Annotated in this window: 18 protein-coding genes and 2 tRNA genes; 1 reads left to right on the plus strand and 19 read right to left on the minus strand. The window is 64.7% G+C overall.

The window, feature by feature from the left end; genetic code table 11:
* Nucleotides 1-34: 34 nt before the first annotated feature.
* From ACUTR7_RS29085 to ACUTR7_RS29095, 3 genes are read right to left on the minus strand one after another with little or no spacing between them, the layout of a single operon-like run.
* Complete coding sequence (locus ACUTR7_RS29085; RefSeq protein ID WP_445610404.1) at nt 35-487, minus strand: CopD family copper resistance protein; 453 nt, start codon at nt 485-487, stop codon at nt 35-37.
* Nucleotides 484-936: an RrF2 family transcriptional regulator gene (locus ACUTR7_RS29090; protein WP_043824540.1), complete on the minus strand. Its 453-nt coding sequence runs from the start codon at nt 934-936 to the stop codon at nt 484-486. The genes ACUTR7_RS29085 and ACUTR7_RS29090 overlap by 4 nt, the downstream gene beginning before the upstream one ends.
* Nucleotides 937-949: 13 nt before the next feature.
* Nucleotides 950-2,146, minus strand: coding sequence for an NnrS family protein (locus ACUTR7_RS29095; protein WP_445610405.1), 1,197 nt, complete (start codon nt 2,144-2,146; stop codon nt 950-952).
* Nucleotides 2,147-2,265: 119 nt separating this feature from the next.
* Here ACUTR7_RS29095 and ACUTR7_RS29100 point away from each other — a divergent pair, with 119 nt between their 5' ends.
* Complete coding sequence (locus tag ACUTR7_RS29100; protein WP_012202449.1) at nt 2,266-2,595, plus strand: cupin domain-containing protein; 330 nt, start codon at nt 2,266-2,268, stop codon at nt 2,593-2,595.
* A gap of 101 nt (nt 2,596-2,696) precedes the next feature.
* Here the strand turns inward: ACUTR7_RS29100 and ACUTR7_RS29105 are convergent.
* The 16 genes from ACUTR7_RS29105 to ACUTR7_RS29180 form a co-directional block, all read right to left on the minus strand.
* Nucleotides 2,697-2,772, minus strand: a tRNA-Phe gene (locus ACUTR7_RS29105).
* A gap of 66 nt (nt 2,773-2,838) precedes the next feature.
* On the minus strand, nt 2,839-3,510 hold the full coding sequence (locus tag ACUTR7_RS29110; protein ID WP_012202448.1) for a response regulator: 672 nt from the start codon (nt 3,508-3,510) through the stop codon (nt 2,839-2,841).
* 41 nt (nt 3,511-3,551) lie between these two features.
* A complete protein-coding gene (locus tag ACUTR7_RS29115) occupies nt 3,552-5,894 on the minus strand; it encodes an ATP-binding protein (RefSeq protein ID WP_445610406.1) in 2,343 nt (780 codons plus the stop codon).
* The gene (locus ACUTR7_RS29120; RefSeq protein ID WP_445610407.1) at nt 5,891-6,574 is read right to left on the minus strand and encodes a DUF4390 domain-containing protein; all 684 of its coding nucleotides are present in this window, start codon (nt 6,572-6,574) and stop codon (nt 5,891-5,893) included. The genes ACUTR7_RS29115 and ACUTR7_RS29120 overlap by 4 nt, the downstream gene beginning before the upstream one ends.
* Nucleotides 6,519-7,916 carry a 16S rRNA (cytosine(967)-C(5))-methyltransferase RsmB gene (rsmB, locus tag ACUTR7_RS29125; RefSeq protein ID WP_034397918.1) on the minus strand — a complete coding sequence of 466 codons (1,398 nt, stop codon included), beginning with the start codon at nt 7,914-7,916 and terminating at the stop codon, nt 6,519-6,521. Before rsmB ends, ACUTR7_RS29120 begins: the two co-directional genes overlap by 56 nt.
* Nucleotides 7,913-8,542 (minus strand): LemA protein, encoded by a 630-nt coding sequence (locus tag ACUTR7_RS29130; RefSeq protein ID WP_034397916.1) that lies wholly within the window; start codon nt 8,540-8,542, stop codon nt 7,913-7,915. The genes rsmB and ACUTR7_RS29130 overlap by 4 nt, the downstream gene beginning before the upstream one ends.
* 254 nt (nt 8,543-8,796) lie before the next feature.
* Nucleotides 8,797-13,026, minus strand: a complete 4,230-nt coding sequence (gene rpoC, locus ACUTR7_RS29135; RefSeq protein ID WP_013800273.1) for a DNA-directed RNA polymerase subunit beta' — start codon at nt 13,024-13,026, stop codon at nt 8,797-8,799.
* 23 nt (nt 13,027-13,049) lie between these two features.
* Nucleotides 13,050-17,162 (minus strand): DNA-directed RNA polymerase subunit beta, encoded by a 4,113-nt coding sequence (gene rpoB / locus ACUTR7_RS29140; RefSeq protein ID WP_071953774.1) that lies wholly within the window; start codon nt 17,160-17,162, stop codon nt 13,050-13,052.
* A gap of 276 nt (nt 17,163-17,438) precedes the next feature.
* Nucleotides 17,439-17,816: a 50S ribosomal protein L7/L12 gene (gene rplL, locus ACUTR7_RS29145; RefSeq protein ID WP_012202441.1), complete on the minus strand. Its 378-nt coding sequence runs from the start codon at nt 17,814-17,816 to the stop codon at nt 17,439-17,441.
* Between the two features lie 37 nt (nt 17,817-17,853).
* Nucleotides 17,854-18,381 carry a 50S ribosomal protein L10 gene (gene rplJ / locus ACUTR7_RS29150; protein ID WP_012202440.1) on the minus strand — a complete coding sequence of 176 codons (528 nt, stop codon included), beginning with the start codon at nt 18,379-18,381 and terminating at the stop codon, nt 17,854-17,856.
* 226 nt (nt 18,382-18,607) lie between these two features.
* Complete coding sequence (gene rplA, locus ACUTR7_RS29155) at nt 18,608-19,303, minus strand: 50S ribosomal protein L1 (RefSeq protein ID WP_013800271.1); 696 nt, start codon at nt 19,301-19,303, stop codon at nt 18,608-18,610.
* Nucleotides 19,304-19,735: a 50S ribosomal protein L11 gene (gene rplK / locus ACUTR7_RS29160; protein WP_012202438.1), complete on the minus strand. Its 432-nt coding sequence runs from the start codon at nt 19,733-19,735 to the stop codon at nt 19,304-19,306.
* Nucleotides 19,736-19,875: 140 nt separating this feature from the next.
* The gene (gene nusG / locus ACUTR7_RS29165) at nt 19,876-20,460 is read right to left on the minus strand and encodes a transcription termination/antitermination protein NusG (protein ID WP_012202437.1); all 585 of its coding nucleotides are present in this window, start codon (nt 20,458-20,460) and stop codon (nt 19,876-19,878) included.
* Nucleotides 20,460-20,843, minus strand: coding sequence for a preprotein translocase subunit SecE (gene secE, locus ACUTR7_RS29170; RefSeq protein ID WP_445610408.1), 384 nt, complete (start codon nt 20,841-20,843; stop codon nt 20,460-20,462). The genes nusG and secE overlap by 1 nt, the downstream gene beginning before the upstream one ends.
* An 86-nt stretch (nt 20,844-20,929) precedes the next feature.
* A tRNA-Trp gene (locus tag ACUTR7_RS29175) sits at nt 20,930-21,005 on the minus strand.
* Between the two features lie 9 nt (nt 21,006-21,014).
* Nucleotides 21,015-21,083: EF-Tu C-terminal domain-related protein (locus tag ACUTR7_RS29180; RefSeq protein WP_198552046.1), on the minus strand; the 69-nt coding region annotated here is incomplete at its 5' end.

The raw sequence follows: 21,083 nt of genomic DNA on the forward strand, positions 1-21,083 counted from the left end.
AGCTTAACGCGGGCAGGGCCTGCCTGCAGGCTGTTTACCAGTGCAGGTAGAACATGGCCTTGGCCAGCAGCACGATGGCCAGCACGTGGCAGAACACGCTCAGGTGCAGGCGGTGCGAGCGGCGCCCGCCCAGCACACCGCGCCGGCGCCACCACATGGCCGCCAGGAAATGCCCGAACACGCTGAGCGCCAGCACGATCTTGAGCGCCAGCAGCAGGCCGAAGCTGCCGGCCAGCGGAGCGGCAAAGGCGGCAGCCAATGTCGCGCGGTGCTGCCAGGCCAGTCCCAGCCCCGCGCCGTACAGCACCATCAGCACCCAGGGCATGACGGCGACCGCGCGGTCGCCCAGCGCCTGCTCGGTGGCGCGCGCCACGGCAGCGGGCAGGTGGCGGCGCGCCCCGGCCAGCAGCACGACTTCGAAGAACACCGTGCCTGCAAAGGCAATGGCCGCCAGCAGGTGCAGGGTCAGCAGCAGTCCGTAGCTCATGCGCGGCTCCTGTGCGGCAACGGCAGGGACAGCGGCAGGGATGCGGGAGCCGGCAGCAGATCGGCCAGCGTGAAGCCGTCCAGATGGGCCATGAAGCTGTCCAGCGCCCCGCCCAGCACGCCGGCCAGCCGGCAGTCCTGCGCAAGCGTGCAGGCAGGTGGGCTGGTGCCCGTGAAGCATTCGACGATGGCAAGGTCCGGCTCCATGCCGCGCACCACGTCGCCCAGGCCGATGTCGGCCGGCGCATGGGCCAGGCGCATGCCGCCGCCCTTGCCGCGCACGGTGACGATCCAGCCGCGCAGCGCCAACTGGTGCGTGACCTTCATGAGGTGGGCTTCGGAGATGGCATGGGCCTGGGCGATCTCGGCAATCGTGCACAGCCGCCCGGGGTGGCGCGCCACATGCATGAGCAGGCGCAGCGCGTAGTCGGTCATCAGGGTCAGGCGCATGGCAGGCCTCCGCTCATGCCTGCCGGTCGGCACGCGGGCGCACCAGCAGCGGGGCGAAACGCCACAGGTACAGCGCAAAGGCCAATACCCAGGCAGCGGCCGAGGCATGCAGCGCCGCCAGCGACAGCGCCGTGGGCAGCAGGGCCGCCAGGCGCAGCACGGCAGCGGCAATGACCAGGGCATAGGCGGCGACCATGCTGCGGTCGGTGCGCAGCGGCAGGCCCAAGTGGCCCATCGACGTCCGTGTGCACATGCCGATGATGAGCAGGGCAAAGCCGCCCGCACCGATCACATGCACGGGCCAGGCGGGGCGCAGCACCCATCCGGCCGCATGCGCGCCGGCCACCAGCAGGCCCACACCCAGCGCCGCGTGACCCAGGTAGAGAATCCACAGCAGCGGCACGCGGCGCACGGCCTGGGGCCTCCAGGCCAGCACCTGCCACAGGGCGATCAGGCCCGCCACGGCCAGGCCGGCCGCCATGCCAGGCATCCAGCCCGCCAGCAGGCAGGCGATGGCCACCACGCCCGCGCCCAGCTGCCACGGGCCGCTGGCCGCGTGCATGGGAATCTGCAGGCCGGCGACGGCGCGCATGGCAAAGAAGGGAATCACGCGCCGCGCGATCAGCAGCGCAATCACGGCCATGCACAGCAGGCCTGCGTTGAAGCGCTGCATGAGCGCGCCGTAGTCGCCCTGCCAGATGGACCACAGGTACAGCGCGTCGGCCGTGCCCAGGCCGGCCAGCAGCAGGGGCAGCCCGTAGTTGCGCCGGCTGCGCGCGGCATGGATGGCGCGGCCCAGCGCCAGCGCGGCCCAGGCAAAGAAGGCGGTCTCGCACAGCGCAGCCACGGCAAAGGCCTGCGGCCCGGGCAGCAGAAAGCCCGCACGGGCGATCAGCCACAGCAGGCACAGCGCGCCCAGCGCCCGGCCCTGCAGCGGATTGCGTCCCGTCCAGTTGCTGCCCGCCGTGAACAGAAAGCCTACGGCGATGGTGGCCACGAAGGCCCACAGCATCTCGTGCGCATGCCAGAACACGCCGGGCATGCGACCGGTGATCCTCTGCGGCGCATGGACCCACAGCGCCACCGACAGCGCGGCCCAGAGGCAGCCCAGCAGGTACAGCGGCCGAAATCCCAATTCGAGGAATGCCTTCCATTGCGGCGCCGGCTCCCGGGTTCTCAGGGGTTCCTCCAGCTCCATCCATTGCGCCATGATGTGCACTCCTTCCGGCCCGCTGCGCCTGCATAAGATGCATCCAGCGTACATCTTCAAGTGCACAGGCGAGGCGGCGGCGCAACCACCTTCTGATCCACATCAAGCAGGAGCCAAGCATGGCACTCGAACACGCAAAGCCACTGGAGGTCATCGCCCTGCACGCCCGCGACGGCATGCCCATCAGCACCAGCCTGATCCGAACGCCGAAGCTGCAACTGCTGCGCCTGGTGCTGCCACCGGGCCATGCCCTGCCCAGCCATCAGGTCCCCGGCGAAGCCACCATCCACTGCCTGGCGGGCGAGGCCGGCATTGCCACGCGCCTGGCAAGCCTGCGGCTGGTGGCCGGCTCGGTGGTGCTGGTGCCTGCCGGCGAGCTGCACGATGTGCACGCGCGCGGCGACCAGGGCTGCGTGCTGTTGGTGACGATTGCGGGCGCGAACGACTGAAGGCGGCCGCAGCCGGCGCACAGGCAGGATCACGCATTGCCTGAGGCACAAAGAAAAACGGACCGCTTCTTGCGAAGCAGTCCGTAATTTTTTACTGAATTTGGTGGCCTGGGACGGAATCGAACCGCCGACACAAGGATTTTCAATCCTCTGCTCTACCGACTGAGCTACCGGGCCGAGAACTAGATTATATGCAGGATTTTTTGACCCAAAAACGAAAAAGCCAAAATTCCTTCAAAAAGTCTACCCGCGCTTGTTGCGGCCCAGGTCCACGCCCAGCTGGCGCAGCTTGCGGTACAGGTGGGTGCGCTCCAGGCCGGTCTTCTCGGCCACGCGTGTCATGGAGCCGCCTTCGCGTGCCAGGTGGAATTCGAAATAGGCCTTCTCGAAGCCGTCGCGCGCCTCGCGCAGCGGGCGGTCCAGATCGAAACCCTGGTGTGCATGCGGCACGTTGTTGTCCACCGGCACGCGGCTGGCCGCAGGCGTGACCACGGCCGCAGTGTCCGGCTCGACCACCGCCACGGGCGCTGCAGCCGGTGCCTGGCTGGCGGCGTTGCGCGCCAGGCCCTGCTCCACGGCCTTGAGCAGCTTTTGCATGGTGATGGGTTTTTCGAGGAAGGACAGCGCGCCGATGCGCGTGGCCTCCACGGCCGTCTCGATGGTGGCGTGGCCGCTCATCATGATCACGGGCATGGTCAGCAGACCTGCCGAGGCCCATTCCTTGAGCAGCGATACGCCATCGGTGTCGGGCATCCAGATGTCGAGAAGCACGAGGTCGTAGGTGTTGGAGGCGCGCGCCGAGCGTGCCTGACCGGCGTTCTCGGCCACGTCCACACTATGACCTTCGTCGTTGAGGATTTCCGACAACAAATCCCGGATCCCCAGTTCGTCGTCGACCACCAGTATGTTTGCCATGTGTCTTAAGCCTATGTGCTGAGGCGCGGGGGGCGTCAGGCCTATCCCGTACGCTCAGGCGCAAATGATAGCGACACTTGCGCACCTTGAATCACCCCGTCGTCTTCCCTGTTGCCCAGGTCGATGCGGGCGCCATGCTCGTCTGCGATTTTCTTGACCACGGCCAGGCCCAGGCCGGTGCCTCGCACCTTGGTCGTGACGTAGGGCTCGAAGGCCCGTTGAAGGATGTTGGCGGCGAAGCCCGTGCCGCTGTCACTGATGCTCAGGCGCACGCGACGCGCGGACTCGTTCCAGCGCGTCTCTATGGTCACGGGGCCGGGGGGCTGGCCGCTTTCCTGCGCGCGCTGGGCCGTGGCGTCCTGGGCATTCTGCAAAAGATTGTGAATGACCTGCCGCAGCTGCTGGCCATCGCCGGAAATCGGCGGGCATTGCGGGTCCAGCACGCAGTCCACGCGCACTTCGGCGTTCTCTTCCCCATACAGCTGGAGCACATCGGTGACCAGCGCGTTGAGGTCCAGCGACTGCAGGTTGGCGGCGGGAAGGCGCGCGTAGTCGCGGAATTCATCGACCAGGCGCTTCATGGCGCCGACCTGATCGACGATGGTCTTGACGGACTTGGCCAGCAGCGCCTGCTCTGCAGGCTGCAGCTTGTCGGTCAGCCGCATGGCCATGCGCTCGGCCGACAGCTGGATGGGCGTGAGCGGGTTCTTGATCTCGTGGGCCACGCGGCGCGCCACCTCGCCCCAGGCCTGGGCACGCTGGGCCGAGACGATTTCCGAGATGTCGTCGAAGACCAGCAGGCGCTGCGCATCGGGCAGTTCCGCACCACGCATGACCAGGGTGGTGGTGTGCTGGATGACGCCGCCATCGGTGGAGGCATGCAGCTCATGCACCAGTTGCCAGCGATCGCGCCCCTGCTCGCCCAGGAAGAGCGCGAACTGCTCCTGCACGACTTCGCCGAACTGCTCCAGCCCCGGCACCTGGGACAGCAGCCGGCCTTCATGGACGGCCATGGGCGCGCGCAATATGCGCGTGGCGCCGGGATTGCTCAGCACGATGGCGCCCCGCGCATCCAGCACGATGACGCCCGAGGTGAGGTTGTCGAGGATGGTCTGCAGGTTGCCGCGTGCGGCATCGAGCTGGCCCATGCTGCGGTTGGCTTCGGCACGGGCGTCGGCCAGTTGCTGGGTCATGAGCGCAAAGGAGCGCGTGAGCCCGCCGATCTCGTCGCGCGTCTGCAGCGCCGGCTTGGGCCGCAGGTCGCCGCGCGCCACGTCGCGCATGCCCTGGGCCAGCAGCAGCAGCGGCCGGGCCAGCTGGTTGCCCAGCACGATGGCCAGCACCACGGCGCCGAAGACGGCCAGGAACAGGCTGAGCGTGAGCGTGCCTATGTACATGCGCTGCAGGCCACCGCGTGCCAGCGCGCGCTCCTGGTATTCGCGGTTGGCTGCCTGCACGGCCAGGGCATTGGTCACCAGGGCCTGCGGCAGTGCAATGGTGGCTTGCAGGTAGCGCGGCTCGGTCAGCAGGCCCACACTGGGGTTGGGCACCAGGGCCAGTGTGCGGACCTGGGCGCCGGGCGCGGTGGCGCCGGGCTGGGCCATGCCGTCGTCGTCCAGGCCTTCGATGCTGGCCACGGCGCGCTGCTCGCGCAGCGAGCGCAGCATTTGCGCGCTGGGGCGTTCAGGCTGCAGGTTGAAGCGCGACTGGCCCACGCTGGCGATGGCGCGCAGGCCCGCAAGGTCGCCGCCGCGGGTGGTCTGCGTCGGGCCCATGACGGCAAGCTCCGATGCACTCCACAGCACGACATCGGTGGCACCCAACTGGTCGCGCACGCGCTCCAGGATCAGCGCGGCGCCGGCATCGGAGGCCTGGGACAGCTGGGCGCCTGCGGTGCGCGTGTTGTTGGCCATGTCATTGGCCACGGTCTCCAGCGTGGCACTGGCCAGGCTCACGCCGGCCGACAGCGCGCCCTCGACCTGCACATCGAACCAGCTTTCGATGGACCGCGAGACGAACTGGTAGGAGACGATGTAGATCAGCAGGCCCGGCACCAGGCCCACCAGCGTGAAGATGCCGGCCAGCTTGAGCAGCAGGCGGCTGCCGAAGCGACCGCGCTGTAGCCGGATGGCCAGGCGGATGCCGCCCCAGGCCAGGATGGCCAGCAGCAGGCCGGCCACGACCACGTTGGCGGCGAACAGCCAGTTGTAGTTGCGCTCGTAGTCCAGGCGGTTGTTGGTGGCCAGGGTGAGCAGGAACAGCAGCAGCACGCCGACCAAGCCCATGAGGCCGGCGCCCACGCCCACGGCCCAGCGCGTGCCGCGCGACAGGCCGGCCGAGGCCGGCAGGGCCACGCGTTCGTCGCCGGCTGAGGCCCTGCTCATGGCGCGTCTTCCAGCATCTGGGTGCGCGACAGCTGCAGGTTCCAGCCCGAGCGGCCCAGCGCGCCGATCTGCAGCGGCCTGGGCAGCTGGGACAGGTCGATGCGAAAGCGCAGTTGCACCGATACGCCCGATTGCGTGGGCGCCGTGTCCATGATCTTCCAGCGCGAGATGCGCTGCATGGAGGCCAGCGCATCGTCCAGGCTTTCGAAGGTCTGGCCCAGCGCCAACCCCAGGCCGCTGCTGGAGAACGGAGTGCTGGAGACGTGCAGGCGCCAGCGGCGCGTCAGCGGCTGGTGGCTGAGGCGGTAGTGGCGGCTGGCGGTGGCCAGTTGCTGATCGGACCAGTACCAGCGCTCGCGCTGGATCTGGGCATCGGCCACGAAGTACATGGGGATGCCCTGGCGCAGCGCATCGTCGATCTGGTAGGGCAGCTCGAAATGGAGGTTGGCCGACAGCAGCAGGCCGTCGTCGGAGCGATCGAGCTGCATGGGGCCGATCTCGGCCGTCAGGGCTTCGGCCCTGGCCTGCAGGCCCAGGCCCGCCAGCACGCCGGCCAGCAAAAGCGCCCCGGCCAGCCGCGCCAGCAGGCGCAGCCAGGCTGGCGACCAGGCCCGTTGGGGGGGGTCAGCGCGTCTTTTGCAGCAAGGCGTAGAAGAAACCGTCGTGGTCACCCAAAGCATTGTCAGCCAGCATGCCGGCTTTGTCGGCTTTGCCCGGGATTAAATGCCCCGGTGCCGCCAGGGTTCGCGCCTCACTGTTGCGTGTAACAAACGCTTGAACCTGTGCCTCGCCCTCTTCCCTGAAGACCGAGCAGGTGCAGTAGAGCAGGCGCCCACCGGGCTGCAGCAGGGGCCACAGGGTGTCGAGCAGGCGCGCCTGGATCTCGGCCAGCTGGCGCACATCGCTTTCGCGGCGCAGCCAGCGCACGTCGGGCTGGCGCCGCACGATGCCCGAGGCCGTGCAGGGTGCGTCCAGCAAGATGGCGTCGAACCGCTGGCCGCCGCATTGCGCATCGAACCACTGGTCGGGCCGGGATGCATCGGCCACCACCACGCGGGCCTGCAGGCGCAGCCGCCCCAGCGTGTCCGCGATGCGCGCGGCGCGCTCGGCATCTATCTCCAGCGCCGTGACCTCCAGGGTCTGCGGGGCTGCGTACTCCAGCAGGTGGGCCGTCTTGCCGCCCGGGGCGGCGCAGGCATCGAGCACGCGCAGCGCGCGGCCGGCGGGCTGCTCCAGCCCCTGCAGCAGCAGCGGCGCGGCCAGTTGCGCGGCCGCATCCTGCACCGAGGCCAGGCCTTCGTCGAAGCCCGGCAGGGATTGCACCGGCAGGGCCTGCTGCAGTTGCAGGCCGCTGTCGGCCACGGCCAGGGAAGGCACGTCCATGGCCTGCAGCGCTGCCTGGTAGGACTGGCGGTCCGTTTGTTGGCGGTTGACGCGCAGCGTCATCGGCGGCTGTTCATTGTTGGCCTGCAGGATGGCTTGCCAATGATCGGGATGGTCCTTGCGCAGGCGGGCGATCCACCAGGCCGGGTGGTTCCAGACGGCCTGCGGCTGGTCGTCGGTGGCGGCGACCAGGGCATCGCGCTCGCGCAGGAAGCGGCGCAGGCAGGCATTGATGAAGCCGGACTGGGCGCGCGTCGGCCCCTGCTTGGCAGCCTCCACCGTCTGGTTGACCAGGGTGAATGGTGGGTACGGTGCCCGGGACTCATCCCAGGCCAAGGCCAGGGCCGTGTTCAGCAATGCGCTGACGCGCGGCGGCGGGTTGCGCGAGGCCAGCTGCTTTTGCAGCGCCTGGGCACGGCCCAACTGGCGCAGCACCTGGAACAGCAGCGCCTGGACGCCGGGGCGCAGCGGCTGCGCCACGCGCGCCAGCACGCTGCGGCTGGACTGGCCTTCAAGCACGGACTGCAGGCATTGGGCGACGGCGTCGAGCTGCTGCCAAAGAGGAGGTGCGGCCGGTGCGGCATGCGCCTGCGAGGGCGCCGCAGCGCGGCGCGGGGAAGAATGCGTGCGTTGGTTCATGTTCCACTTTCCTGTGCCTTGCTGGCGACAGGCTCGACCAGCAGGCTGCGCACCGGGCGAAAGCCCAGCAGCCAGGCCAGCAGCCTGGCCGGATATTGCGCAATGGCGGCGTTGTAGCGCTCGGCCGCGGCGTTGAATTGCTGCAGTCCCAGGCGGTTGCGCACCTGGTGCTCGGTCCAGCGCTGCTGCCAGGGCTGCAGCGGATCGGGGTCCGGCGATGGGGCATCTGATGGCGCAGCGCCAGTGCCAGCGGCGCCGGCGCCGGTGTCAACGGCGACCTTGGTCATGGCCTGCCAGGCCACGTCCAGCGCCGAACAGGCGTGCTCCAGCGAGGCCAGCGCGGTCTCGCGCAGCGGCCGGCCACGGGCATCGACCAGGGCCGCCTGCAGCTGTGCGGCGGTCTGGTGCAGTGCGGCCTGGGCATGCACAAGGGCGGGGCTTTGGCCTTCAGCCTTGGGCTGGGCCTCGAAGGCCTGCAGCATGGCATGCCACTGGCCCAGGTGCGCATCGAGCGCTCCGAACTGCTGCACGCAGCCGCTGCGCAGCCGGGCCAGCCGGTTGTATGCGCCAACGGCCCAGAACACCAGCAGTGCCAGCAGCATCCATTCAAGAGACAAGGACCACATCGTCTGCAATGGCCCGGCCGGAAGCTGTTCCGGCCGAACTCTGGTTATTCCCAAAGAAAAACGCTCCCGCCTGCGCAGGGCAGGCCGGGAGCGTCACATCATCAAGCACTTGCGCCATGCACTGCTCTAGGAGACAGCATGTCCCAACAAGGGGGACGCCGAGCAAGGGCCGCCCCGCAGCGAGGGCGTCGTCCCCCTCCCGCGTAGCGAGAGAGGGGGAAGCGGCACAGCCGCTCAGGGGGTGACACCGCCTATCAGTCAGCGGAAGCGTCACCGGCGACGGCAGCCACGCCAGCGTCGTCGTCAGCCATCACACCGGCCAGTTCGGCCGCTTCGGCGTCGGCGATGGCGCGGCGCTCTGCGTCGTCCATGGCGTCCTTGGCCTTGCGTGCCTGGTGGTAGGCCAGACCCGTACCAGCGGGGATCAGGCGACCCACGATGACGTTTTCCTTCAGGCCACGCAGCTCGTCGCGCTTGCCCATGATGGCAGCCTCGGTGAGCACGCGGGTCGTTTCCTGGAACGACGCGGCGGAGATGAAGGAGTCGGTCGACAGCGAAGCCTTGGTAATACCCAGCAGCACGTTGGAGTACGTGGCGGGGATCTTGCCTTCGCGCTGCAGGGCCTCGTTGGTATTGAGGATTTCCGAACGCTCGACCTGCTCGCCAGCGATGTAGGTCGAATCGCCGGTGTTCTCGACCACGACGCGGCGCAGCATCTGGCGAACGATCACCTCGATGTGCTTGTCATTGATCTTCACACCCTGCAGACGGTAGACGTCCTGCACTTCATCAACGATGTAGCGCGACAGCTCCTCGATGCCCAGCAGGCGCAGGATGTCCTGCGGATCGGCGGGACCGTCGACGATGGACTCGCCCTTGTTGACCACCTGGCCTTCGTGCACCAGGATGTTCTTTTCCTTGGGCACGAGCTCTTCCCAGACCTTGCCATCCAGATCGGTGATCTGCATGCGCACCTTGCCCTTGGTTTCCTTGCCGAAGGAGATGGTGCCGGTCATCTCGGCCAGCGTGCCCTTGTCCTTGGGCGTACGGGCTTCAAACAGCTCGGCCACACGGGGCAGACCGCCGGTAATGTCGCGGGTCTTCTGGCCTTCGACAGGGATACGGGCCAGCACTTCGCCGGGGCCCACGTCCTGGCCGTCACGCACCTGGATCAGAGCGCCGACCTGGAAGCCGATCGTCACCGAGTGGTCGGTGCCGGGGATCTTGACTTCCTGGTTGTTGGCATCGATCAGCTTGACCTGAGGACGCACGACCTTGGCAGAGCCACGGCGCTTGGGATCGATCACCACCAGCGTGGACAGGCCGGTCACTTCGTCGACCTGCTTGGCCACGGTCAGGCCCTCTTCCACATTCTCGAAGCGCACCTGGCCGGCGTACTCGGTAATGATGGGTCGGGTCAGCGGATCCCAGTTGGCCAGGATCAGACCGGCCTTGACCTGCTGGTCGGGCCTGACGGTCAGCACGGCACCGTAAGGCACCTTGTGGCGCTCACGCTCGCGGCCGTTGTCGCTGATGACGATTTCGCCCGAACGCGAAATCACGACCAGCTCACCCTTGGTGTTGCTGACGTAACGCATCGTGCTGTTGAAGCTGATGGCGCCGTTGGACTTGGCTTCCACGCTCGATGCGATGGCAGCGCGCGAAGCGGCACCACCGATGTGGAAGGTACGCATGGTCAGCTGCGTGCCGGGCTCGCCGATGGACTGTGCGGCGATCACACCCACGGCTTCGCCGAGGTTGATCTGGCCGCCGCGGCCCAGGTCGCGGCCGTAGCACTTGGCGCACAGGCCGTAGCGGGTTTCGCAGTTCAGCGCGGTGCGGACCTTGATTTCGTCCACGCCTTGCAACTCGAGTTCATCGATCCCGTCTTCGTTGAGCAGCGTGCCTGCGGGCAGCAGGACGGCCAGCGTCTCGGGGTGCACGACGTCCTCGGCCGTGGTACGGCCCAGCACGCGGTCACGCAGCGATTCGATCACTTCACCGCCTTCGACGATGGCGCGCATCAGTGCGCCATTGGTCGTGCCGCAATCGTCCTCGTTGACCACCAGATCCTGCGTCACGTCCACCAGACGACGCGTCAGGTAGCCGGAGTTGGCCGTCTTCAACGCCGTGTCGGCCAGACCCTTTCGGGCGCCGTGGGTGGAGATAAAGTACTGCAGAACGTTCAGGCCTTCACGGAAGTTCGCCGTAATGGGCGTCTCGATGATGGAGCCGTCAGGCTTGGCCATCAGGCCACGCATGCCGGCCAGCTGGCGGATCTGCGCGGCCGAGCCGCGGGCGCCGGAGTCGGCCATCATGTAAATGGCGTTGAACGATTCCTGCTCGACTTCGTTGCCGTGGCGGTCGATGACCTTTTCCTTGGCAAGCTGGGCCATCATGACCTTGGAGACTTCGTCGCCGGCCTTGCCCCAGATGTCCACCACCTTGTTGTAGCGCTCGCCAGCGGTCACGAGACCGGAGACGTACTGCTGTTCGATCTCCTTCACCTCGGCTTCGGCACGGCCGATGATCTCGGCCTTTTGCGGCGGCACCAGCATGTCGCCGATGGCGATCGAGATACCGGCGTGCGTGGACAGGCGGAAGCCGTTTTGCAGCAGCTTGTCGGCAAACACCACCGTGGCCTTGAGACCGCACTTGCGGAACGAGGCGTTGATGAGCTTGGAGATTTCCTTCTTCTTGAGCGCCTTGTTCATGTGGCTGAACGGCAGGCCCTTGGGAAGGATCTCGGACATCAGGGCGCGGCCCACGGTGGTTTCCACCAGGCTGGTCGAAGGCTCGAACTCGCCAGAGTCCTTGTTCTTGGTCCACTCGGTCAGACGCACGCTGATCTTGGCGGCCAGTTCGACCTGGTCGGAGTCCAGCGCGCGCTGCACTTCACCGATGTCGGCGAAGATCATGCCTTCGCCCTTGCCGTTGATGCGCTCGCGCGTTGCGTGGTACAGACCCAGCACCACGTCCTGCGAAGGAACGATGGAGGGCTCGCCCGATGCGGGGAACAGCACGTTGTTGGAGGCCAGCATCAGCGTGCGGGCTTCCATCTGTGCTTCTACCGACAGCGGAACGTGGACAGCCATCTGGTCACCGTCGAAGTCGGCGTTGAAGGCCGCGCAGACGAGCGGGTGCAGCTGGATGGCCTTGCCTTCGATCAGGATGGGTTCGAAGGCCTGGATGCCCAGTCGGTGCAGCGTGGGAGCACGGTTCAGCATGACCGGGTGCTCCTTGATGACCTCTTCGAGGATGTCCCACACCACGGGCGTGCCGGATTCGACTTCCTTCTTCGCCGCCTTGATGGTGGTGGCGATGCCGCGCTGCTCGAGCTGCGCGAAGATGAAGGGCTTGAACAGTTCCAGCGCCATCAGCTTGGGCAGACCGCACTGGTGCAGCTTGAGGTACGGACCCACCGTGATCACGGAACGGCCCGAATAGTCCACGCGCTTGCCCAGCAAGTTCTGGCGGAAACGACCGCTCTTGCCCTTGATCATGTCGGCCAGCGACTTCAGGGCACGCTTGTTGGCGCCCGTCATGGCCTTGCCACGGCGGCCGTTGTCCAGCAGCGAGTCCACTGCTTCCTGCAGCATGCGCTTTTCGTTGCGCGCGATGATTTCCGGAGCCTTCAGCTCCAGCAGGCGGCGCAGACGCGAGTTGCGGTTGATGACGCGGCGATACAGGTCGTTCAGGTCGGACGTTGCGAAGCGGCCGCCGTCCAGCGGCACCAGCGGACGCAGGTCCGGGGGCAGCACGGGCAGCACTTCCATGACCATCCAGCCCGGCTTGATGCCGGACTTCTTGAACGCTTCCAGCAGCTTCAGGCGCTTGGCGTTCTTCTTGACCTTGACTTCGGAGCCGGTCAGATCGCCGCGCAGACGCTCGGTCTCGACATCGATGTCGATGCCTTCGAGCAGGTCCTTGATGCCTTCGGCGCCCATCTTGGCTTCGAACTCGTCACCGTATTCGGTGCGCTTGGCCTCGTAGTCGTCCTCGGTCATGATGCTGAACTTCTTCAGCGGGGTCATGCCGGGGTCGGTCACCACGTAGGCTTCGAAGTACAGCACGCGCTCGATGTCGCGCAGCGTCATGTCGAGCACCAGGCCCAGACGCGACGGCAGCGACTTCAGGAACCAGATGTGGGCGCAGGGCGCAGCCAGGTCGATGTGGCCCATGCGCTCGCGGCGCACCTTGGTCTGGGTCACTTCGACACCGCACTTCTCGCAGATCACACCGCGGTGCTTGAGGCGCTTGTACTTGCCGCACAGGCACTCGTAGTCCTTGATGGGGCCAAAGATCTTGGCGCAGAACAGACCATCGCGCTCGGGCTTGAACGTGCGGTAGTTGATGGTCTCGGGCTTCTTCACCTCGCCGAAGGACCAGGAACGGATCTTCTCGGGAGAAGCCAGACCGATCTTGATGGCATCGAAATGCTCATCAGGCGTGAATTGCTTGAACAGGTCGAGTAGAGATTTCATAAGACTCTTTCCCTTTTCAATATTTAAGAACGCTCAAGCTCGATGTCGAGGCCCAGGGAGCGGATTTCCTTGACCAGCACGTTGAACGACTCGGGCATGCCTGCCTCGATGGCGTGCTCGCCCTTGACGATGGATTCGTACACCTTGGTACGGCCCACCACGTCGTCGGACTTCACGGTCAGCATTTCCTGCAGCACATAGGCGGCGCCGTAAGCTTCCAGCGCCCACACTTCCATTTCCCCGAAACGCTGGCCACCGAACTGGGCCTTGCCGCCCAGCGGCTGCTGCGTCACCAGAGAGTACGGACCCGTGGAGCGGGCGTGCATCTTGTCGTCGACCAAGTGGTGCAGCTTCAGGTAGTGCATGTAGCCGATGGTGGTCGGACGCTCGAAGCGGTCGCCGGTGCGGCCGTCATACAGGTAGGCCTGCGTGCGCGACTCCGTCAGTCCCTTGCGCTGGGCCAGTTCCTCCGGATATGCCAGATGCAGCATGTCCTGGATTTCCTGCTCGGACGCACCGTCGAACACCGGCGTGGCAAACGGCACGCCCGTGGTCAGCGCCTGCGCCATGGACACGATCTCCTTGTCGTCGAGCTGCGTCAGGTCTTCCTTGCGGCCGCGCGAGTTGTAGATCTCTTCCATGAAGGTGCGGATCTCGGCGGCGCGGGCTTCCTGCTGCAGCATGTCGCCGATGCGCTGGCCCAGGCCCTTGCCGGCCCAGCCCAGATGCACTTCCAGCACCTGGCCGATGTTCATACGCGAAGGCACGCCCAGCGGGTTCAGCACGATGTCGGCAGTGGAGCCGTCGGCCATGTAGGGCATGTCCTCGACCGGAACGATCTTGGAGACCACACCCTTGTTGCCGTGGCGGCCGGCCATCTTGTCACCGGGTTGCAGGCGGCGCTTGACGGCCAGGTAGACCTTGACCATCTTGAGCACGCCAGCGGGCAGCTCGTCGCCCTGGGTGAGCTTCTTGCGCTTTTCTTCAAAAGCCAGGTCGAAGCTGTGGCGCGTCTGCTCCAGCGAGTTCTTGATGGACTCGAGCTGGGTGGCGACTTCGTCCTCTGCAGGACGGATGTCGAACCAGTGGAACTTCTCCACGCCATCCAGGTAGGCCTTGTCGATCTTGGCGCCCTTGGCCAGCTTTTGCGGGCCGCCGTTGGCCACGCGGCCATTGAGCAGCTTTTCGATACGGTCGAAGGCGTCGGCCTCGACGATGCGCAGCTGGTCGTTCAGGTCCAGGCGGTAGCGCTTGAGTTCATCGTCGATGATCTGCTGGGCGCGCTTGTCACGCTGGATGCCTTCACGGGTGAAGACCTGCACGTCGATCACGGTGCCTTGCGAGCCCTGGTCCACGCGCAGCGAGGTGTCCTTCACGTCGGAAGCCTTCTCGCCGAAGATGGCGCGCAGCAGCTTCTCTTCAGGCGTCAGCGTGGTCTCGCCCTTGGGCGTTACCTTGCCGACCAGCACATCGCCGGGCTGCACTTCCGCACCCACGTAGATGATGCCGGACTCGTCCAGGCGGTTGAGCTGCTGCTCGGACAGGTTCGGGATGTCGCGCGTGATTTCCTCGGCACCGAGCTTGGTGTCGCGGGCCATCACCACGAGTTCTTCGATGTGGATCGAGGTGTAGCGGTCTTCGGCCACCACGCGCTCGTTGATCAGGATCGAATCCTCGAAGTTGTAGCCGTTCCAGGGCATGAAGGCGATCAGCATGTTCTGACCGATGGCGATTTCGCCCAGGTCGGTCGATGCGCCGTCGGCCACCACGTCACCCTTGGCCAGCTTGTCGCCACGCTTGACGATGGGACGCTGGTGGATGTTGGTGTTCTGGTTGGAACGCTGGTACTTGATGAGGTTGTAGATGTCCACGCCGACTTCGCCGGCCACGGCTTCCGCATCGTTCACGCGGACCACGATGCGCGTTGCATCGACATAGTCCACGATACCGCCGCGGGTTGCCGTCACCACGGTGCCGGAGTCCACTGCCGCCACGCGCTCGATGCCCGTGCCCACCATGGGCTTTTCGGGACGCAGCACAGGCACGGCCTGACGCGACATGTTGGCGCCCATCAATGCGCGGTTCGCGTCATCGTGTTCCAGGAACGGAATCAGCGAGGCAGCCACCGACACGATCTGTGCGGGCGACACGTCCATGTACTGAACGCGCTCGGCCGACACCAGGGTCGAATCACCCTTTTCGCGTGCCGACACCAGGTCGCCGATCAGGCGGCCTTCGGCATCCAGGTCGGCATTGGCCTGGGCGATGATGTACTTGCCTTCCTCGATGGCCGACAGGTAGTCGATCTCCATCGTGACCTTGCCGTCGGCCACGCGACGGTACGGCGTCTCGATGAAGCCGTACTCGTTCAGGCGGGCGTACAGGGCCAGCGAGTTGATCAGGCCGATGTTCGGGCCTTCAGGCGTTTCGATAGGGCAGACGCGGCCGTAGTGGGTCACGTGCACGTCGCGCACTTCGAAGCCTGCACGCTCGCGGGTCAGACCGCCCGGGCCCAGGGCCGAGACGCGACGCTTGTGCGTGATTTCGGCCAGAGGGTTGGTCTGGTCCATGAACTGCGACAGCTGCGACGCACCGAAGAATTCCTTCAGGGCGGCCGAAATCGGCTTGCTGTTGATCAGGTCATGGGGCATCAGCGGCTCTTGCTCGGCCTGGCCCAGACGCTCCTTCACAGCCTTCTCGATACGTGCCAGGCCCGTGCGGTACTGGTTTTCGGCCAGTTCGCCCACGCAACGCACGCGGCGGTTGCCCAGGTGGTCGATATCGTCGACTTCGCCCTTGCCGTTGCGCAGATCCACCAGGATCTTGACCACGGCCAGGATGTCCTCGTTGGACAGCACCATGGGGCCGGTGGCGCCATCGCGGCCGACCTTGGCGTTGAACTTCATCCGGCCCACGCGCGAAAGGTCGTAGGTGTCGGGGTTGTAGAACAGGCGCTGGAACAGAGCCTGCACGGCGTCTTCGGTCGGCGGCTCGCCGGGGCGCATCATGCGGTAGATGGCCACGCGTGCAGCGAACTCATCGACGGTTTCGTCGGTGCGCAGGGTCTGCGAGATGTAGGCGCCCTGGTCCAGCTCATTCGTGTAGATGCACTGCAGATCCTGGATGCCGGCGCTGCGCAGCTTCTTGAGCAGGGACTCGGTCAGCTCTTCATTGGCCTTGGCGATGATCTCGCCCGTGTCCGGATCGACGATGTTCTTGGCGACCACGCGGCCGATCAGGAAATCTTCGGGGACGCTGATGAACTTGGTGCCCGACTGCTCCAGCTCACGCGTGTGGCGAGCGGTGACGCGCTTGTCCTTGGCGACCACGACCTTGCCCGACTTGTCGGTGATGTCGAAGCGCGCGACTTCGCCGCGCAGGCGCTCGGAGACGAACTCCATCTGCGCGCCCGAATCCATGAGGCGGAAGTTGTCGTTGACGAAGAAGTTGGCCAGGATCGATTCCGGCGTCAGGCCGATGGCCTTCAGCAGAATGGACACGGGCATCTTGCGGCGACGGTCGACGCGGAAGAACAGCAGGTCCTTGGGGTCGAACTCGAAGTCCAGCCACGAGCCGCGGTAAGGAATGATGCGTGCCGAGAACAGCAGCTTGCCCGAGCTGTGGGTCTTGCCCTTGTCGTGCTCGAAGAACACGCCAGGCGAGCGGTGCAGCTGCGAGACGATGACACGCTCGGTGCCGTTGATGATGAACGAGCCCTTTTCGGTCATCAGGGGCACTTCGCCCATGTAGACCTCTTGCTCCTTGACTTCCTTGACCACCTTGGACTGCGAGGTCGAAGACTCACGGTCATAGATGATCAACTGGACCTTGGCGCGCACGGCGGAGGCGAACGTCAGACCACGGGTCTGGCACTCGCGCACATCGAAAGCAGGCTTGGCGAGGTTGTACTCGACGAACTTCATCTCCACAAAACCGTTGTGGGAGACGATGGGGAAGGCGGAGTTGAAGGCCGCTTGCAGGCCTTCGATGGTGCGTTTTTTGGGGGCTACATCTGACTGCAAGAATGCGGTATATGCATCTTTTTGCATCTGCAGCAGGTAAGGCACTTCGAGCACGCTGTCGCGGCTCCCGAAGCTTTTGCGGATTCGCTTGCGTTCGGTGTAAGAATAGGCCATGAGATCTCCGGGCAAAGACATGAGTCCTGGGTCTGCGACGACTGCCCCACATGGAAAGCTCCCTGCGGGCTTGGCGGTTGGCCACTACCAACCATGGCTGACGGCGATGCGTTGCACATCGCCCGAACCAAGGCATCTTCTGCTGTCGGGTTGTCAGAAGACACTAAAAAACAGACTGTGCTGACTGCTTTTTAGTGTGCTCTATGGATCAGCGCTCCACAAGCGCCAAAGGCTGGAGGCCCTTTTTCGGAGCCTCCAGCCCTTGAGGGGACTGAATTACTTCAGTTCAGCCTTGGCACCGGCTTCCACCAGCTTCTTCACAGCGGCTTCAGCGTCAGCCTTGGCAACGCCTTCCTTGACGTTCTTGGGAGCGCCGTCGACCAGGTCCTTGGCTTCCTTCAGACCCAGGCCGGTGATTTCACGCACGGCCTTGATGACGGAAACCTTGTTCGCGCCGGCTTCGGTCAGCACAACGTTGAACTCGGTCTTTTCTTCTGCAGCAGCAGCGCCGCCAGCAGCGCCGCCAGCAGCGGGAGCAGCCATAGCGGCAGCGCTCACGCCAAACTTCTCTTCAATGGCCTTCACCAGGTCATTGAGTTCCAGGACCGTCATGCCGTCGAGCGCGGTCAGAAATGCGTCTTTATCGAATGCCATTTTGATTTCCTAACAATATTGGTTAACTGCCGCGCGCTCAGGCTGCGACTGCTTCGGCTGCCGGTTCTTCGGCAGAGCCTTCGCTCTTCTTTGCCGCCAGGGCGCCCAGCACAACGGCCGTACGCGAGATAGGCGACATCAGCAAGCCACACAGTTGTGCCAGCAGAACTTCCTTCGAGGGGATGTTCGCCAGTTGCTTCACACCGTTCACGTCCAGGGCCTTGCCTGCAAACGCACCACCGCGGATCACCAGCTTGTCGTTGGTTTTCGCGAAGTCGGCCACCACCTTGGCGGCGGCCACTGCGTCTTCAGAGAAGCCATAGATCAGAGGGCCGGTCATCTGGTCGGCGACAACGTCAAACTGGCTGCCAGCCACAGCACGGCGGGCCAGCGTGTTCTTCAACACGCTCAGGCTCACACCCTTGCTGCGAGCATCAGAACGCAGTTTGGTCATGTCGGCGACCGTGATGCCGCGGTATTCCGCGATCACAAGCGTTTGAGCTTTTGCGGCGAGGCTGGTCACTTCATTGATGACCGCTTCTTTCTCACTGCGATTAAGACTCAAGGTCTACTCCTTCAAATGCGCACTCGGGGCAAGCCCCTCATGCGCGCTCTTGTTGCAGCGACCAACTGTTTTGGAAATGCATCCATCTGCAGCGGGATCGCCATCTGCGTTGGCCCCGGGGGTTTAAGTGCCGCAAGGCACACCAACGGTCTTGGATGACCCGGCGCATCGCTGCACCGGCCCACCACTGAGGCACCCCGAAAGGTGTCTCAAGATTTCTTGGCTATCAGGCCGAGATGGTTTGCGTGTCGACGCGAACGCCCACACCCATGGTCGACGAAACAGCGACCTTGCGCAGGTACAGGCCCTTGCTCGAAGCGGGCTTGGACTTGTTCAGCGCGTCGATCAGCGCAGCCAGGTTGCCTTGCAGCTTCTCGTTGTCGAACGAGCGGCGGCCGATGGTGGCGTGGATGATGCCGGCCTTGTCGACGCGATATTGCACCTGACCAGCCTTGGCGTTCTTCACAGCCGTGGCCACATCGGGAGTCACCGTGCCAACCTTGGGGTTGGGCATCAGGCCGCGCGGGCCCAGGATCTGGCCCAGCGTACCGACGACGCGCATGGCGTCGGGGGCAGCGATGACCACGTCGAAGGGCATGTCGCCAGCCTTCACGCGGGCAGCCAGGTCGTCCATGCCGACCACGTCGGCGCCGGCAGCCTTGGCTTCTTCAGCCTTGGCGCCTTGGGCGAACACAGCCACGCGGGCAATCTTGCCGGTGCCATGGGGCAGCACGACAGCGCCGCGAACCACTTGGTCAGACTTCTTGGCGTCCACGCCCAGTTGCACGGCCACGTCGATGGATTCATCGAACTTGGCGGTGGCAGCATCCTTCACCAGCGCAACTGCGTCAGCGAAAGCGTACAGCTTGGTGGACTCCACCTTGCCCTGGAGAGCCTTTTGCTTCTTGGTCAACTTGGCCATTTACACGCCCTCCACAATCACGCCCATCGAGCGAGCCGAACCAGCCAGCGTACGCACGGCGGCGTCCACGTCAGCAGCGTTCATGTCCTTCAGCTTGGTGTTGGCGATCTCTTCCAGCTGAGCGCGGGTGATCTTGCCGACCTTGTTCTTCAGGGGGTTGGAAGAACCCTTGTCCAGCTTGATGGCCTTCTTGATCAGCACAGTCGCCGGAGGCGTCTTGATGATGAAGGTGAAGCTCTTGTCCGCGAAGGCCGTGATGACCACGGGCAGGGGCAGTCCGGGCTCGACACCTTGGGTCTGGGCGTTGAACGCCTTGCAGAATTCCATGATGTTGAGGCCGCGCTGACCCAGCGCAGGACCGATCGGGGGAGAGGGATTGGCCTTACCAGCTGGCACTTGCAGCTTGATGAAGCCGACGATTTTCTTCGCCATTGAATGCTCCTTGCGGGTATAGCGCCGCCGGCCCAACCAACAACAGTTGCAGCCGGCAGCTCCCCGGGGGTTGAAAGACTCTTGTGAAAACGCTCTGCACCAAGCCTAAAAATGCAGAGCCAGAGATTGTAAGCGGTAACTCAGGTTTTTTCAACCTGGGCAAATTCAAGCTCGACTGGCGTGGAGCGACCGAAGATCATCACGGAGACGCGCAGACGGCTCTTCTCGTAGTTGACCTCTTCGACAGAGCCATTGAAGTCCGTGAACGGACCTTCCTTGACACGCACCAGCTCGCCGGGCATGAACTCGACCTTGTGGCGCGGCTTTTCCGTGCCTTCCTGCATCTGGCTGACGATCTTGCGCACTTCCTCTTCGGAAATGGGCGCAGGACGGTTCTTGGCACCGCCCACGAAACCCGTCACCTTGCTGGTGTGCTTGACCAAGTGCCAGGTGTCGTCGTCCATAACCATCTCGACGAACACGTAGCCAGGAAACAGACGGCGCTCGGTAGTGCGGCGCTGGCCATTCTTCATTTCCACCACTTCTTCAGTAGGGACAAGAATGCGACCGAACTTGGACTGCATGTCAGAGCGCGCGATGCGCTCGATGATGTTGCGCTCAACCGCCTTTTCCATGCCGGAGTAGGCATGGACGATGTACCAGCGCAGATCCGGATTGGCAGGCGCTGCCCCTCCGTCGTTCACACCCGTTTCGACAGCATCCATTACTTCCTCCAGCCCAAAATCAGGTCGTACAAGACCCACTCAAGCGTCTTGTCCGTGAACCACAGGAACAAGGCCATGATGACGACAAAGCCGAAGACGTACAAGGTCATCTGCATGGTTTCCTTGCGCGTCGGCCAGACGACCTTCTTGACTTCGCGCCAGGCATCCTGGGCAAAGCTCACGAAACGCTTTCCGGGCTCGGAAACAAGGAACGTGCCCGCAGCTGCAGCCAGGCCAACCAGCAGCACCAGCCACTGGATGATGGGCCCTTGCTTGCTCAGCAGATAGAAACCTGCGATCGCAGCAACGACTAAAGCCGCGACTGCGGCAAGCTTGGCTTTGTCAGCTCCGGAGCTGACCGTTTCAACCTGAGTAGTGGCCATAATCCATTTCTAATGCGCATCTTTTGCGCAACGCCAAGACACCGAAGCCCGCTTTGGGGCGGGCTCGTTGCGATTCCACCATCAGGTGGCAGGGGCAGTAGGAATCGAACCTACAACCTTCGGTTTTGGAGACCGACGCTCTGCCAATTGAGCTATACCCCTACGAATCAATTAGGCAATGATCTTGGCAACCACGCCAGCGCCCACGGTACGGCCACCTTCGCGGATAGCGAAGCGCAG

The sequence above is a fragment of the Delftia sp. NA_296.1 genome, assembly GCF_052692095.1.